At 60.0% G+C, this 13,645-nt stretch carries 10 protein-coding genes and 4 tRNA genes; 1 reads left to right on the top strand and 13 read right to left on the bottom strand.

What is annotated here, in order from left to right:
• Positions 1–96: 96 nt before the first annotated feature.
• Positions 97–552, bottom strand: coding sequence for a DUF2214 family protein (locus KVQ82_RS11185; RefSeq protein ID WP_222018869.1), 456 nt, complete (start codon positions 550–552; stop codon positions 97–99).
• 504 nt (positions 553–1,056) lie between these two features.
• Positions 1,057–1,133, bottom strand: a tRNA-Val gene (locus tag KVQ82_RS11180).
• A gap of 184 nt (positions 1,134–1,317) precedes the next feature.
• Here KVQ82_RS11180 and KVQ82_RS11175 point away from each other — a divergent pair.
• Positions 1,318–2,601: an FAD-binding oxidoreductase gene (locus tag KVQ82_RS11175; RefSeq protein ID WP_222018868.1), complete on the top strand. Its 1,284-nt coding sequence runs from the start codon at positions 1,318–1,320 to the stop codon at positions 2,599–2,601.
• A 147-nt stretch (positions 2,602–2,748) separates the two neighbouring features.
• Here KVQ82_RS11175 and KVQ82_RS11170 read toward each other — a convergent pair whose 3' ends face one another.
• From KVQ82_RS11170 to KVQ82_RS11120, 11 genes are all read right to left on the bottom strand, one after another.
• Positions 2,749–3,720, bottom strand: a complete 972-nt coding sequence (locus tag KVQ82_RS11170) for an XdhC family protein (RefSeq protein WP_222018867.1) — start codon at positions 3,718–3,720, stop codon at positions 2,749–2,751.
• 1 nt (position 3,721) lies between these two features.
• Positions 3,722–4,957, bottom strand: coding sequence for a cytochrome c (locus tag KVQ82_RS11165; RefSeq protein WP_222018866.1), 1,236 nt, complete (start codon positions 4,955–4,957; stop codon positions 3,722–3,724).
• A 2-nt stretch (positions 4,958–4,959) separates the two neighbouring features.
• Positions 4,960–5,499, bottom strand: coding sequence for a (2Fe-2S)-binding protein (locus tag KVQ82_RS11160; protein WP_003226408.1), 540 nt, complete (start codon positions 5,497–5,499; stop codon positions 4,960–4,962).
• On the bottom strand, positions 5,492–8,323 hold the full coding sequence (locus KVQ82_RS11155) for a xanthine dehydrogenase family protein molybdopterin-binding subunit (protein WP_222018865.1): 2,832 nt from the start codon (positions 8,321–8,323) through the stop codon (positions 5,492–5,494). Before KVQ82_RS11155 ends, KVQ82_RS11160 begins: the two co-directional genes overlap by 8 nt.
• A gap of 510 nt (positions 8,324–8,833) precedes the next feature.
• Positions 8,834–8,910, bottom strand: a tRNA-Asp gene (locus KVQ82_RS11150).
• Between the two features lie 94 nt (positions 8,911–9,004).
• Positions 9,005–9,081 (bottom strand) — tRNA-Asp (locus KVQ82_RS11145).
• A 54-nt stretch (positions 9,082–9,135) separates the two neighbouring features.
• A tRNA-Val gene (locus KVQ82_RS11140) sits at positions 9,136–9,211 on the bottom strand.
• A gap of 216 nt (positions 9,212–9,427) precedes the next feature.
• Entirely contained in the window at positions 9,428–10,204 is a 777-nt protein-coding gene (locus tag KVQ82_RS11135) for an SDR family oxidoreductase (protein WP_041066071.1), read from the bottom strand.
• Positions 10,201–11,412 (bottom strand): O-succinylhomoserine sulfhydrylase, encoded by a 1,212-nt coding sequence (locus tag KVQ82_RS11130; protein WP_095668817.1) that lies wholly within the window; start codon positions 11,410–11,412, stop codon positions 10,201–10,203. Before KVQ82_RS11130 ends, KVQ82_RS11135 begins: the two co-directional genes overlap by 4 nt.
• A gap of 73 nt (positions 11,413–11,485) precedes the next feature.
• Entirely contained in the window at positions 11,486–12,991 is a 1,506-nt protein-coding gene (gene purF / locus KVQ82_RS11125) for an amidophosphoribosyltransferase (RefSeq protein WP_003226416.1), read from the bottom strand.
• Between the two features lie 41 nt (positions 12,992–13,032).
• Positions 13,033–13,593, bottom strand: coding sequence for a CvpA family protein (locus KVQ82_RS11120; protein ID WP_007961197.1), 561 nt, complete (start codon positions 13,591–13,593; stop codon positions 13,033–13,035).
• Positions 13,594–13,645 lie beyond the last annotated feature (52 nt).

The raw sequence follows: 13,645 nt of genomic DNA, 5'->3' as shown, positions 1-13,645 counted from the left end.
CCTTCGCTTCCCTCCTCCCCTGCAGCGCGATACTACCTGCGACTGCACAGCCTGGCTGTCAGACATTTCCGAGAGCACACAGGGAATTGCTCCTTGTTAGCCGAACGTCACGCCGCGCGCCATGCCGGTGGCTGCAATCACCATCAATACCAACAACAGCGCCTCGACGTGACTGATCCGTGCATACAGCTTTGCACGCGCGGTATCGAACGCCTTGCCTCGCGCCAATGCGATCCGCCATTTGACCAGCGTGATCATCGGCGCCAGCTCAATCAACAGAAGCAGCACGAACAACGTCATCTTCAAATGAAACAGCGGCTGGTGCAGATAGTAGTCAGTGCCTTTTTCAAAGCCGCCAAAGGCGCGCATGCCGCCAGTCACTAGCAGCACCAGCGCAGCAATGCCCCACAGATTATCGGCAAGCAAAACCCGCTTTGCTTCACTGACGCCAGTCGCCAAACGACTGAACGCCGTGCCACGGGTCAACACGGCCCAGAAGCCCAGTGCAAAAGCCAAGAGATGAATAGCGGCGAGAAACCAATGAACCAGCATCGACGAACCTCTTGAGAAAGCCGTGGAAAACGCCAGTCAGTAGTAGTCGAAAAAAACCGGTTTCGCCCGCACACAGCAGTGGGACTGGAAAGCTTCGCGCAGGAAGCAAGGGGACAGAGAACGGGATTGGCCAAATCGCAGGCAAAAAAAATCCCAAGCAGCTGATGGAAGCTTGGGATTTAAAAATGCATAAACCGTGGTGGTGAACGCGGGGCAGATGTTACTGAAGTTCACGATCAGCAACAACATTTTTTTGATCACCGGCCGGTTAAAAATAACGGTAAGCCCTTCAGTATCCACACTTTTTAGACGGATCCAAAAAAAGCACAGAACGCCATATCAGCAGGTCGTGTTATTTCGAAACACGCTAAGCGGTCAGGGTAACGAAAAATCGGAAGGATTGAGGCGATCGCCTGGAGCAAGGCTTTGACAAATCACAGACAACAAAAAAGGGCCCACCTTTCGGTGAGCCCTTCCAGACCGCCCAGCAGAGCGGATTTTGTTTGGTAGGCGCGATTGGACTCGAACCAACGACCCCCACCATGTCAAGGTGGTGCTCTAACCAACTGAGCTACGTGCCTGCTGTGAGGCGGCATTCTACGGAATTCCGGAGGGGTGTCAACACCTTTTTTTCACCTAACCCTATGAATATGCAAAATATTTAATTTCGGGCCGGTAGATAAGATTTTTCCGGTGGCTGGCGGAGGTTTTTCAACTCGGGTAGGATCGGCGCACTCGTAAAATATATTAAACAGAGGCTGCAGGATGGCGAACACCCCTTACCCAGAGTCTTATTACGCTGCGTCGGCCAATGCCGTACCGCCACGTCCGACCTTGCAGGATGATGTGGAGACGGATGTCTGTGTGATCGGCGCCGGGTACACCGGGCTGTCCTCGGCGCTGTTTCTGCTGGAAAATGGTTTTCGCGTCACGGTACTGGAAGCGGCGAAGGTCGGTTTCGGTGCGTCGGGGCGCAATGGCGGGCAGATCGTCAACAGCTATAGCCGCGACATCGACGTCATCGAGCGCACAGTCGGCCCCAAGCAAGCACAACTGCTCGGGCAGATGGCCTTCGAAGGCGGTCGGATCATTCGTGAGCGCGTGGCCAAGTACAACATCCAGTGCGACCTGAAGGACGGCGGCGTGTTCGCCGCCCTCTCCGCCAAGCAGATGGGTCACCTGGAATCGCAGAAGCGCCTGTGGGAGCGCTTCGGCCACACGCAACTGGAACTGCTCGACCAGCGCCGCATTCGCGAAGTGGTCGCCTGCGATCAGTACGTCGGCGGCATGCTCGACATGAGCGGTGGTCACATCCACCCGCTGAACCTGGCGCTCGGTGAAGCCGCTGCGGTGGAGTCCCTCGGCGGCACGATCTATGAGCAATCGCCGGCCGTGAGCATCGAGCGCGGTGCCAACCCGGTGGTGCACACGCCACAAGGCAAGGTCAGGGCCAAGTTCATCATCGTCGCCGGCAACGCCTACCTCGGTAATCTGGTGCCGGAATTGGCGGCCAAATCGATGCCGTGCGGCACTCAGGTGATCACTACCGAACCGCTGGGCGATGAGCTGGCGAAAACTCTCTTGCCGCAGGATTACTGCGTCGAGGACTGCAACTACCTGCTCGACTACTACCGCCTGACGGGCGACAAGCGCCTGATCTTCGGCGGCGGTGTGGTTTATGGCGCGCGGGACCCGGCGAACATCGAAGCGATCATCCGCCCGAAAATGCTCAAGGCCTTTCCACAACTGAAAGACGTGAAGATTGATTACGCGTGGACGGGCAATTTCCTGCTGACCCTGTCGCGCCTGCCGCAGGTCGGGCGCCTTGGCGACAACATTTATTACTCGCAGGGCTGCAGCGGCCACGGCGTGACGTACACACATCTGGCCGGCAAGGTACTGGCTGAAGCGTTGCGCGGTCAGGCTGAGCGTTTTGATGCGTTTGCCGATCTGCCGCACTATCCGTTCCCGGGCGGGCAGTTGCTGCGCACGCCGTTTGCGGCATTGGGTGCGTGGTATTACGGGTTGCGTGACAAGCTGGGGGTCTGATCAGTTTTCTTGACTGGCAAACAACTGTGGCGAGGGAGCTTGCTCCCGCCGGTTCGCGCAGCGGACTCTCTTTTATCTGAAAAGAAGGCCAGCTGCGCAGCCCAGCGGGAGCAAGCTCCCTCGCCACAAATATTTGCAGAATTCAGATCAGAGCTGGTCCCGGGCGATCCCGCTACGAATCCGCAAGATATCCGCCAGCACCGCCAAAGCGATCTCCGCCGGTGTCTTGCTGCCCAGGTTAAGCCCGATCGGCGCATGAATCCGCGCCAGTTCGATCTCCCCCAGCGCACCAATCCTGCGCAGGCGCTCGAAACGTTTCTGCGAGGTCTGCTGCGAGCCCATGACGCCGATGTAAAACGCCTCGGTGCGCACCGCTTCCATCATTGCCAGGTCGTCGATACGCGGATCATGGGTCAACGCTACCACCGCGGTATCGCGGTGACAGCCGCCATCGGCGATAAACACTGACGGCAATTGCCGACGAATCTCCACGCCATTCAGCACCACGCCTTCGAGCACTTCGTCGCGCGGATCGCAAAGAATCACTTCAAAACCAAGACCGACCGCAAACTCGGCACAGGCTTGCGCCACGCTGGAATAGCCCGCCAGCAGCAAGCGCTGCGCGGCACCGATGCGAATCCGCACCCGGTCGATCTCGCGCTCGATGCGCGCGCCCTGCTCGCGATCCGCGAACAGACTGCGCGCACCACTGGCCAGATCGACCTCGCGAATCAGACGACGCTGGCCGAGCAACGCCGATTCAAGCTCACGCAGATGCGCCTGCACTTCGCAGTCGGCGTCAAATTTCTCTACCAGTACGTCGAGAATGCCGCCACAGGGCAGGCTGACCCGCGAGCGCGGATCATCACCTTCGCCGTAACGCACCACATTGACCGCATCGAGAAACGCACCTTCAGCGACGCGCGCGAGAAAGTCTTCCTCGACGCAGCCACCGGACAGCGACCCGATCCACTGGCCGCTATCGTTCACCGCCAGCAGCGAACCCGGCGCACGCGGCGCCGAGCCGTAAGTGGTCAGCACCGTGCACAGCCAAATGCGCTGCCCCGCCACCGACCACTCCAGTGCCCGCCGCACAACCTGTAGATCGAGATGCTGCATGTCAGTGCGCCTTGTGCTCGACGGCCGGAGCGTCAGCCTGCAGCTTCTGCACGTCGCTGACCGCCAGTTCAGCCGATTGACCGCCCCAGCCTTGACGCAGGTAGTTCAGCAGATCGGTCAGTTGCTCAGGCTTGAGCTTGTCGGCGAAACCCGGCATCGGCTGCATGTGTTCGAACCCGGCGAATTTCTGCTCGCCGATGCCGTCCTCAATCACCCGCAACAGATTGCGCGGATCTTCCAGACGCAGCGTGGTGTTGCCGCGCATGGCCACGGCGATGTGCGGCTTGCCTTCGCCACCGGCAGCATGGCAACCGGCGCAGACGTTCAAATATTCCTGACGGCCGCGCTGGGCGCTCGGGCTGAGCTTGTCCAGCGACACGTCAGTCAGCTCTTTCGCCGCGGGCGGCTTGTCGCCAAGCAGGAACGTCGCCATCGCCGCCAGATCCTGATCGTTCAGGCCCTGGGTGCTGTTGTGAAACACCGGGAACATCTCGTTGAACATCGTGCCCTGGGCGCTCATGCCGTGCTTGAGGAACGTGCTCAAGTCCTGCTGATTCCAGCCACGCGCCGCCAGATCGGTGGCGAGCAGGCTCGGTGCCAGATAACCGTTGAGGATGCCGCCGGTCAGGCGCTTGTCCAATTGCATCGCGCCCGGCAGACCGCGTGGCGTGTGGCATTCGCCGCAGTGACCGAGCACTTCGACCATGTACTGGCCCCGTTTCCAGGCTTCGCTTTTGCCTTCGGCAGATTCCAGCTTCAAGGCCTTGCCGTACAGCATGTTCCAGCCGATCAGGCCCGGACGCACGTTGAACGGAAAACTCAGGCTGGTGACCGGCGCGGCGCGCTCGATTGGCTCGATGGTTTTCAGGTACGCATGAATCGCGTCCGAGTCTTCCCGCGGCACCAAGTGATACGAGGTGTACGGCATCGCCGGATACAGATTGGCGCCGTCGCGACGCTTGCCTTCGGTCAGCGCAGCGAAGAATTCGTCATCGCTGTACAAGCCGATGCCGTGCTCTTTGCTCGGGGTGATATTGGTACCGTAGATCGTGCCGAATGGCGAGACGATCGGCAGCCCGCCAGCAAACGGCGCGCCACCCGGTGCGGTGTGGCACGCCATGCAGTCGGCGGCGCGGGCGAGGTATTCGCCACGCTTGACCTGATCGTCGGCATGGGCAAACAACACCGGCGCAGCCAGCCCGACCGCCAGGGTCAGGCGGGTCAATAGATGCTTCATGCTCAACCCTCCTTGACCAGGCCGAGATCGGTCAGCACGTTGCGCGTGGCGTTGTAATAACGCACGTACCCGGTGCAACGGCAGATGTGGTGGCCGAGGCTGTCCTCGATGACTTTTTCCAGCTGGCTTTTGACGATCGGCTGGCGCTGCAGCTTCTCCACCAGCACCGTCGCGGCGTTGACGAAGCCCGGCGCGCAGTAGCTGCACTGGAAGGCGAATTCGTCGACGAAACGCTGCTGGATCGGGTTCAGCTCGGTGACCTGACCGCTCTCATCACGCTTGGCATGACTTTCGATGGTGCGGACTTTTTTGCCTTCGAAGTAATGCGCGCCGGTGATGCAGGTGCGCACTTCTTCGCTGGTGCCGTCCGGGTTGTCGACGATCACCACGCAGGCGTGACAGATGCCCTGACCGCAGCCCAGGCGCGAACCGGTAAGGTTCTTGTATTCGTGCAGATAGTCGATCATCGGCAGGTCATCAGGGATGTCCACCGGGCCGACGGATTGACCATTGAGGGTCAGTTGAAGCGGACGGTTAGCCATTGAGGGCCTCCTTGATGCGCGCAGCAGTGATTGGCAGATCGCGAACACGTTTACCGATGGCATGCGCCACGGCGTTACCGATGGCACCGACCACCGGGATCATCACCACTTCGGCGATGCCTTTGGACGGATCGCTTGGTGACAGCGGCGGCAGAATCTCCGCAGTCTGCTTCCACACCGCCACGTGGCGGGCCATCGGCAGGCGATAACGGTTGAAGTTCCAGTCACCCTCCCCCGGTCCGCCTTCGTACAGCGGCATTTCTTCCATCAGGGCGTGACCGATGCCCATCGCGATCCCGCCTTCAAGCTGGCCCTTGACCAGTTCTTCGACCAGCACCCGACCGCACTCGACCCACGAATGGTGGTTGAGCACTTCGACTTCCGCTGAGCCTTTATTGACCTTCAACTCGACCAGTGTCGCGACCGGGCTGTAGTAAGTCACCGCAGCGTTGTTCAACTGAACCACCGGGTAGTTGATGTTCTGACGATCCAACAGGTGGAAACCCGCCGTGTTCATCAACGCCTTCTTCGCCTTCGGCGCACCATCGCCGTACTTCACCGCCAGACCGTCGAGCGGCAGACGCTCGCGCACACCGTCGATGCTGTATTCGGCCTCGGCCCAGCTCCAGCGGTTGAACGCGTGAACGGTGGCGCCGGTGACCAGACCACGCTCGTGAGCGCGCTTGGCCAGCTCTTCAAAACTCAACGGCTGCATGCCGTTGGCAGTGAGTTTGCCGTCGACCCAATGCGCATCTTCACGACGCACCACGTAAGGGTTGGCTTGACCGCCGTAAGGGCCCTGACGCCAGATTTCCATAGCCGCCGGCCACAAGCCGTTGTTGAACAGCACGCGCGCCGCTTCACGGGTGGCGTGGCTGAAGTAGTAAGCCGAGTTGGTCGCGGACGATGCCGAGGCCAGCTTGCCGACCCAGCGCGGGTTGCGCAGCAGGTTGTCCTGCTCGGCCTGACTCATGATGTAAGGGTTGCCGCTGGTGATCAGCTGCATTTCCTGCCATTCGGTTTCGCCGGTCTTCACCTCATGCGCCGGACTGCCAAGGAAATCGGCCACCACCAGCGCTTGCGAAGTGGACATGCCGGTGCCGATTTCGATACCGATGTGGCGCAGGGTGATGCGACCTTCAGCGGTGAACTCGATGCTGGCCATCGGCGCTTCGGAACCGGTGCCGAAGTCTTTCTGGCAAATGGCGAAACCCACGCCGTACCAGTTGTCCGGGTCGGCAGCTTCGCGCTGTTTCTTGATCGCGTCGCGGTTTTTCCAGACTTCGTGCACCGAGGCCTTGTCGAGAATTTCGTGCAGGCGCAAAGCACCCGCCGGGATCGCGCCCTGGGTGTTTTTCATCCCCGAACGCAAGGCGTTCTTGCGACGCAGATCAATCGCGTCAACGCCGAGACGATTGGCGATTTCGTCGACCATCATTTCGGTCGAGGCCATGCTTTGCAGGGTGCCGTAACCGCGCATCGAACCTGCTTCAACACCACGCGAGTGATAAGCGGTGACCTGCAGATCGTTCTGCGGCATGTAATAGATCGACTGCGCTGCCGTGGCACCGACTGCCGCTACCGACGGGCTGTAGTTGATACGGCCACCACCGTCGACGCTCATCTCGGCACGGAAAATCTTGAAGCTGTAGTCGTTCTTGTCCACCGCCAGTTGATAGCGGATGTCGAACGGGTGGCGCTTGATGCCGCTCTGGAACTGCTCGTAGCGGTCATTCGCCAGACGGATCGGCACACCGGCACCGTACAGCGCCGCGAGGGCCGCGTAGTAGACGAAGATGTTGTGGTCTTTGGAACCGTAGCCCACGGTGTAACCCGGGTGCATGTTCAGGTTGGCCAGGCCAAAGCGCGACGGCGCGATCATTTTCGCGGTCTCGGTCGCCGCTTCCAGCGGGCACTGAGTAGCGACCACGAAATGCAGGGTCTTGGTTTTCGGGTCGTACCAGCCGTTGCCGTTGTCCGGCTCCATTGCGGCCGGTTCGATCGACGGGGTCTTGTAGCGCTCGTCGAACACCAGCCAGTTGTCTGGCGGGGTATCGATCTGTTTTTTCATGCGATCGGCGTAGAACAGACCGCGCTCAGTCAGGTTGCCGTGCAGGTTCGGCTGGGAATTCCACACCGGCCGACGGTTCTTCAGCATCGGGAACAGGATCGAGTCTTTCAGGCTGGCGAATTCGTCTTCGTCGGCCGAGGTCGGACCGCCCACGCGCACGTAGCGGAAGCTGCCATAAGGATCGCCTTCGTAGTACGGCACTTGTGCACCGTAACGAATCGCCTTGTCATTGAATTTGAGTTTGTTCTTGGCCTGGCGGAAGCGCTCGAAATCGTTCCAGATCAGGATTGCTACCGGATGACCGATGAACATCGGCACTTTGCCTTCCGGCAGCAAGGGGTCCGGCGCGTGCTCTTCCGGGAAGACGATGCCGTCCTTGTCCAGATCGGCGGCGGTGACGATGCGGTCAGGTTGCAAGTCGGCACCGAGCCACGACAGGTCGTAGCCAGCGTAGATACGGTCGGCCTTGATGGTTTTCAGCAGCATGGCGTGGCCCTGTTGCTCAGGCCAGCCCGGCATGTCCTTGGAGCGAATGTCGCGGGCAAATACTTTGCTGCCGCAAACTTTGGACAGCGCATCATTACGTTGACGCGCCTTGCCGTTGTTGCCGAGCCACTTCTCGGACGGCACGGTGACGCTGGTTTCCATCAAGGCAGCCAGCGCCTGGCTGCTGAGCGGCGTGAGCGTGACGCTCACACCCGCCACCAGCCCGCCCTGGAGGAACGAGCGCCGGGATATATCACGGTTGGACATGGATCATCCTCTGGGCGGTTATGTGTCCGCCCTTCTGGTTATCTACTGGGAATCTCGAGTCTTGCAGAAGCCCTTCTTGGCGAAACAAAGGGCGTGTTGACAGTGCAAAGCTGACCGAAAGGTTAACTTTAAAGGTTTCCGCGCTCGCAGCAAACAACCAGTTACAAAAATTTGACTAAAGAATCAAAAAATCAATGCGACGTGGCACCGCATGAGGTCGATTGCCCCCCGCCATACATATTCGAATGCGGTTGCCCACTCCATGTAGGAGCTGTCGAGTGAAACGAGGCTGCGATCTTTTGATCCTGCTTCTACGATCAAAATCAAAAGATCGCAGCGTGCCGCAGCTCCAACAGGGATTTGTGCAGGGCTGGGTAGTGAAGGGAGAGAGAGCCAAATTTCAGACACAAAAAACCCCGGTCTTTCGACCAGGGTCTTTGCTATCGATTCCGAAACAACCAGCGGTTGCTTTCGGTGTTTCAAGGCGTTCAGTGGTCCTTGAAACAGATATGGCGCAGCGGACGGGACTCGAACCCGCGACCCCCGGCGTGACAGGCCGGTATTCTAACCGACTGAACTACCGCTGCGTATCGCTTTGAGCTTGCGCTCAATTAACTCGTTTTGACTGAAAGCTTCGGTGCTTTTCAATCGCGAACCAGACAATGTCTGATTCGTACAATATGGCGCAGCGGACGGGACTCGAACCCGCGACCCCCGGCGTGACAGGCCGGTATTCTAACCGACTGAACTACCGCTGCGCGTCGGTGGAGGCACTTTCAGCCTACCTCTTGCTTTCGCAAGTTTCTCGGGAGTGGTGGGTGATGACGGGATCGAACCGCCGACATTCTGCTTGTAAGGCAGACGCTCTCCCAGCTGAGCTAATCACCCGTTTGCATCTCCGAGGCCGCGAAATTTACGCAGGTAGCGAACCTAAGTCAATAGCAGGTTTGAAGTTTTTCTGAAAAAGACGAAATTGTTTCCATCCTGCAAGACTGCATTCGCGAGCAAGCTCGCTCCCACAGGGAAATGCATTCCTCATGTGGGAGCGGGCTTGCCCGCGAAGACGTCAGTTCATTCAACGCAAATTCAGTAGAAAAAGGAGATCTACTCGCTGTAGATCATCTTTTTCGTCATGCCACCATCCACGACGAATTCCTGCCCGGTCACAAACCCGGCATTGCGCGACAACAGCCACGCAACCATCGCCGCCACATCCTCGACCGTCCCTACCCTGCCCGCCGGATGCTGCGCATGATCGGCATCGGCCAGCGGCTCAGCTCGACGCGCAGAAGGATCCCGCGCATCGATCCAGCCGGGACTGACCGCGTTGACCCGAATCTCCGGCCCAAGACTGATCGCCAACGCATGGGTCAGCGCCAACAACCCGCCCTTGCTCGCCGCATACGCCTCGGAATCTGCCTCCGACTGTCGCGCACGGGTCGAGGCCAGATTGACGATCGAGCCGTTGTGCGCGCGCAGATACGGCGCGCAGTGCTTGGCCAGCAGCATCGGCCCGCTGAGATTCACTGCCAGCACCCGATTCCAGTACGCCAGATCCAGACTTTCCAGGGTGATGTTGTGCGGATCAGCCACCGCCGCGTTGCACACTAACGCATCGAGACGACCGAATTGCCCAAGCACTTCAGCAACACCCAATGCCACCTGACTTTCATCCGCCACGTCCATGGCGATGAACCAGGCATTCTCGCCCAGCACCTTCGCCACTTTCGAACCGCGTGCGCGATCGAGATCGGTCAGCACCACTTGCCAGCCTTCGCTGATCAGCCAGGCCGCGATGCCAAGACCGATGCCACGCGCGGCGCCGGTGACCAGCGCCACGCGGCCATGGGTACCCGCCGTCGGCGTCGACAACTCGATCACAACGCCGCCAGACCGCGCGACAGGTCGGCCTGCAGGTCGGCCACGTCTTCCAGACCGACCGCAATGCGGATCAGGCTGTCACGAATCCCCGCCGCCTCACGCTCCTGCGGCGCCAGACGGCCGTGGGAGGTGGTGCTCGGATGGGTGATGGTGGTTTTGCTGTCACCAAGGTTGGCAGTGATCGAGATCAAGCGGGTGGCATCGATAAAGCGCCATGCGCCCTCTTTGCCGCCCTTGACCTCGAAACTGACTACCGCACCGAAGCCCTTCTGCTGACGCTGGGCCAGCTCGTGCTGCGGATGGCTCTTGAGCCCGGCGTAATGCACCTTCTCGATACCGTCCTGCTGCTCCAGCCACTCGGCGAGTTGCTGAGCGTTGGCGCAGTGCGCCTTCATCCGCAGGTTCAGGGTTTCCAGGCCCTTGAGGAAGATCCACGCATTGAACGGGCTCAGGGTCGGCCCGGCGGTGCGCAGGAAGCCGACGACTTCTTTCATCTGCTCGCTGCGACCGGCCACCACCCCGCCCATGCAACGGCCCTGGCCGTCGATGAACTTGGTTGCCGAGTGCACGACGATGTCCGCACCGAGTTTCAGCGGTTGCTGCAAGGCAGGCGTGCAGAAGCAGTTGTCGACCACCAGCATCGCGCCTTTGGCGTGAGCGATTTCCGCCAGCGCGCTGATATCCACCAGCTCGGCCAACGGATTGGACGGCGACTCGACGAACAACAGCTTGGTGTTCGGCTTGATTGCCGCTTCCCAACCCGACAGATCGGCCAGCGGCACGTAATCAACTTCCACGCCGAAACGCTTGAAGTACTTTTCGAACAGGCTGATGGTCGAACCAAACACGCTGCGCGACACCAGAACGTGATCGCCGGCGCTGCACAGGCTCATCACCACCGCCATGATCGCGGCCATGCCCGTGGCAGTGGCGACCGCTTGCTCGGCGCCCTCCAGCGCAGCAATACGCTCCTCGAACGCGCGCACAGTCGGGTTGGTGTAACGCGAGTAAACGTTGCCCGGCACTTCCCCGGCAAAGCGCGCGGCCGCGTCGGCGGCGGTACGGAACACGTAGCTGGAAGTGAAGAACATCGGATCACCGTGTTCGCCTTCCGGCGTACGGTGCTGACCGGCACGTACGGCCAGGGTATCGAACGCTACGCCTTCGAGGTCGCTGTCCAGCCGACCGGCATCCCATTCCTGACTCATGCTGTCACTCCTTGCCCTGTTCTTGAAAATTAAAAGTCAGATACAAAACCGGCCCCTCAGGGCCGGTAGAAACTCAGTTGTTGTACAGATCGATGATCGCACTGACCGCCTGGGTCTTGACCTTGGAAGCATCGTTGCGTGCCTGCTCGATCTTGTCCAGGTAAGCCTCGTCGACGTCGCCGGTGACGTACTTGCCGTCGAACACCGCGCAATCGAAGTTTTCGATCTTGATCTTGCCGCCACCGACCGCTTCGATCAAGTCAGGCAAGTCCTGATAGATCAGCCAGTCTGCGCCGATCAGATCCGCCACGTCCTGAGTCGAACGGTTGTGTGCGATCAGTTCGTGAGCGCTCGGCATGTCGATGCCGTAAACGTTCGGGAAGCGTACGGCCGGGGCCGCCGAGCAGAAGTAGACGTTTTTCGCGCCAGCTTCGCGGGCCATCTGGATGATCTGCTTGCAGGTAGTGCCGCGTACGATCGAGTCGTCGACCAGCATCACGTTCTTGCCGCGGAATTCCAGCTCGATGGCGTTGAGCTTCTGGCGAACCGACTTCTTGCGCGCCGCCTGGCCCGGCATGATGAAGGTCCGGCCGATGTAACGGTTCTTGACGAAGCCTTCGCGGAATTTCACACCCAGGTGGTTCGCCAGCTCCAGCGCGGCGGTGCGGCTGGTGTCCGGAATCGGGATGACCACGTCGATGTCGTGCTCTGGACGCTCGCGCAGGATCTTCTCGGCGAGTTTCTCGCCCATGCGCAGACGCGCCTTGTACACCGACACGCCGTCGATGATCGAATCCGGACGTGCCAGGTAAACGTGTTCGAAGATGCACGGGGTCAGGGACGGGTTGGTCGCGCACTGACGGGTGTGCAGCTTGCCGTCTTCAGTGATGTAGACCGCTTCGCCCGGGGCCAGATCGCGGATCAGGGTGAAACCGAGCACGTCCAGCGACACGCTTTCAGAAGCGATCATGTACTCGACGCCTTCGTCGGTGTGACGTTGGCCAAACACGATCGGACGGATGCCATGCGGGTCACGGAAACCGACGATGCCGTAACCGGTGATCATCGCCACCACCGCGTAACCGCCGACGCAACGGTTGTGCACGTCGGTCACGGCGGCAAACACGTCTTCTTCGGTCGGCTGCAGCTTGCCGCGCTGGGCCAGCTCGTGGGCGAACACGTTAAGCAGCACTTCCGAGTCGGAACTGGTGTTGACGTGACGCAGGTCGGATTCGTAGATTTCCTTGGCCAACTGTTCAACGTTGGTCAGGTTGCCGTTGTGCGCCAGGGTGATGCCGTAAGGCGAGTTGACGTAAAACGGCTGCGCTTCGGCCGAGGTCGAGCTGCCGGCGGTCGGGTAACGCACGTGGCCGATACCCATGTGGCCGACCAGGCGCTGCATGTGACGCTGCTGAAACACGTCACGCACCAGACCATTGTCCTTGCGCAAGAACAACCGGCCATCATGGCTGGTCACGATACCGGCAGCGTCCTGGCCGCGGTGCTGGAGCACGGTTAGCGCGTCATACAGCGCCTGATTGACGTTCGACTTACCGACGATACCGACGATGCCACACATGCGACGCAACCCCTACTTAATGGATCTGAACTGAACAACACTCACTGAGGCGTTTTGGCCGAAGGCAAGAGTTGCTCCTTGAACGGAATATCAGCGGGTACGCTGATTCCGCTGGCAAGCCACTGACTGCTCCACCCGAGAATCAGGTTTTTGGACCAGTCGGCGACCAATAGAAACTTTGGCACGAGCTGTGATTCTTTCCACCACCCGTCCTGCTGTACCGGCCCCAGGCTCAACAGCCCGACTGCCACGACCACCAGCAACACGCCACGCGCCGCGCCGAAGGCCATGCCCAGGAATCGGTCGGTGCCGGATAACCCGGTCACGCGCACCAACTCGCCGATAAGATAATTGATCATTGCGCCCACGATCAGTGTGGCGACAAACATGATGGCACAGCCCGCGATCACGCGAGCCGATGGGGTTTCGATGTATCCGGCGAGGTACTCGGACAGTGAGCCACCGAACATCCAGGCAACCGCTCCTGCGATGATCCAGGTCACCAGCGATAATGCTTCCTTGACGAAGCCGCGGCTCAAACTGATCAAAGCGGAGATGGCGATGATTGCAACGATCGCCCAGTCAACCAGGGTAAATGGCACAGTGCAGCCTACAGACGGATAAGGCGGCGCATTTTAGCAGAGCGCACCGCTG

It is taken from the genome of Pseudomonas sp. AO-1, assembly GCF_019775695.1.
Lineage (GTDB): Bacteria > Pseudomonadota > Gammaproteobacteria > Pseudomonadales > Pseudomonadaceae > Aquipseudomonas > Aquipseudomonas parakoreensis.
The sequence above is the reverse complement of the archived record's forward strand: the minus strand, read 5'-3'. Positions and strand labels throughout refer to the sequence as shown.

Bases quoted from the DNA above. Each gene is read 5' to 3' on its own strand.
- KVQ82_RS11185 (WP_222018869.1), bottom strand. From the start codon at position 552: ATGCTGGTTCATTGGTTTCTCGCCGCTATTCATCTCTTGGCTTTTGCA.
- KVQ82_RS11175 (WP_222018868.1), top strand. From the start codon at position 1,318: ATGGCGAACACCCCTTACCCAGAGTCTTATTACGCTGCGTCGGCCAAT.
- KVQ82_RS11170 (WP_222018867.1), bottom strand. From the start codon at position 3,720: ATGCAGCATCTCGATCTACAGGTTGTGCGGCGGGCACTGGAGTGGTCG.
- KVQ82_RS11165 (WP_222018866.1), bottom strand. From the start codon at position 4,957: ATGAAGCATCTATTGACCCGCCTGACCCTGGCGGTCGGGCTGGCTGCG.
- KVQ82_RS11155 (WP_222018865.1), bottom strand. From the start codon at position 8,323: ATGTCCAACCGTGATATATCCCGGCGCTCGTTCCTCCAGGGCGGGCTG.
- purF (WP_003226416.1), bottom strand. From the start codon at position 12,991: ATGTGTGGCATCGTCGGTATCGTCGGTAAGTCGAACGTCAATCAGGCG.
- KVQ82_RS11160 (WP_003226408.1), bottom strand. From the start codon at position 5,499: ATGGCTAACCGTCCGCTTCAACTGACCCTCAATGGTCAATCCGTCGGC.
- KVQ82_RS11130 (WP_095668817.1), bottom strand. From the start codon at position 11,412: ATGAGTCAGGAATGGGATGCCGGTCGGCTGGACAGCGACCTCGAAGGC.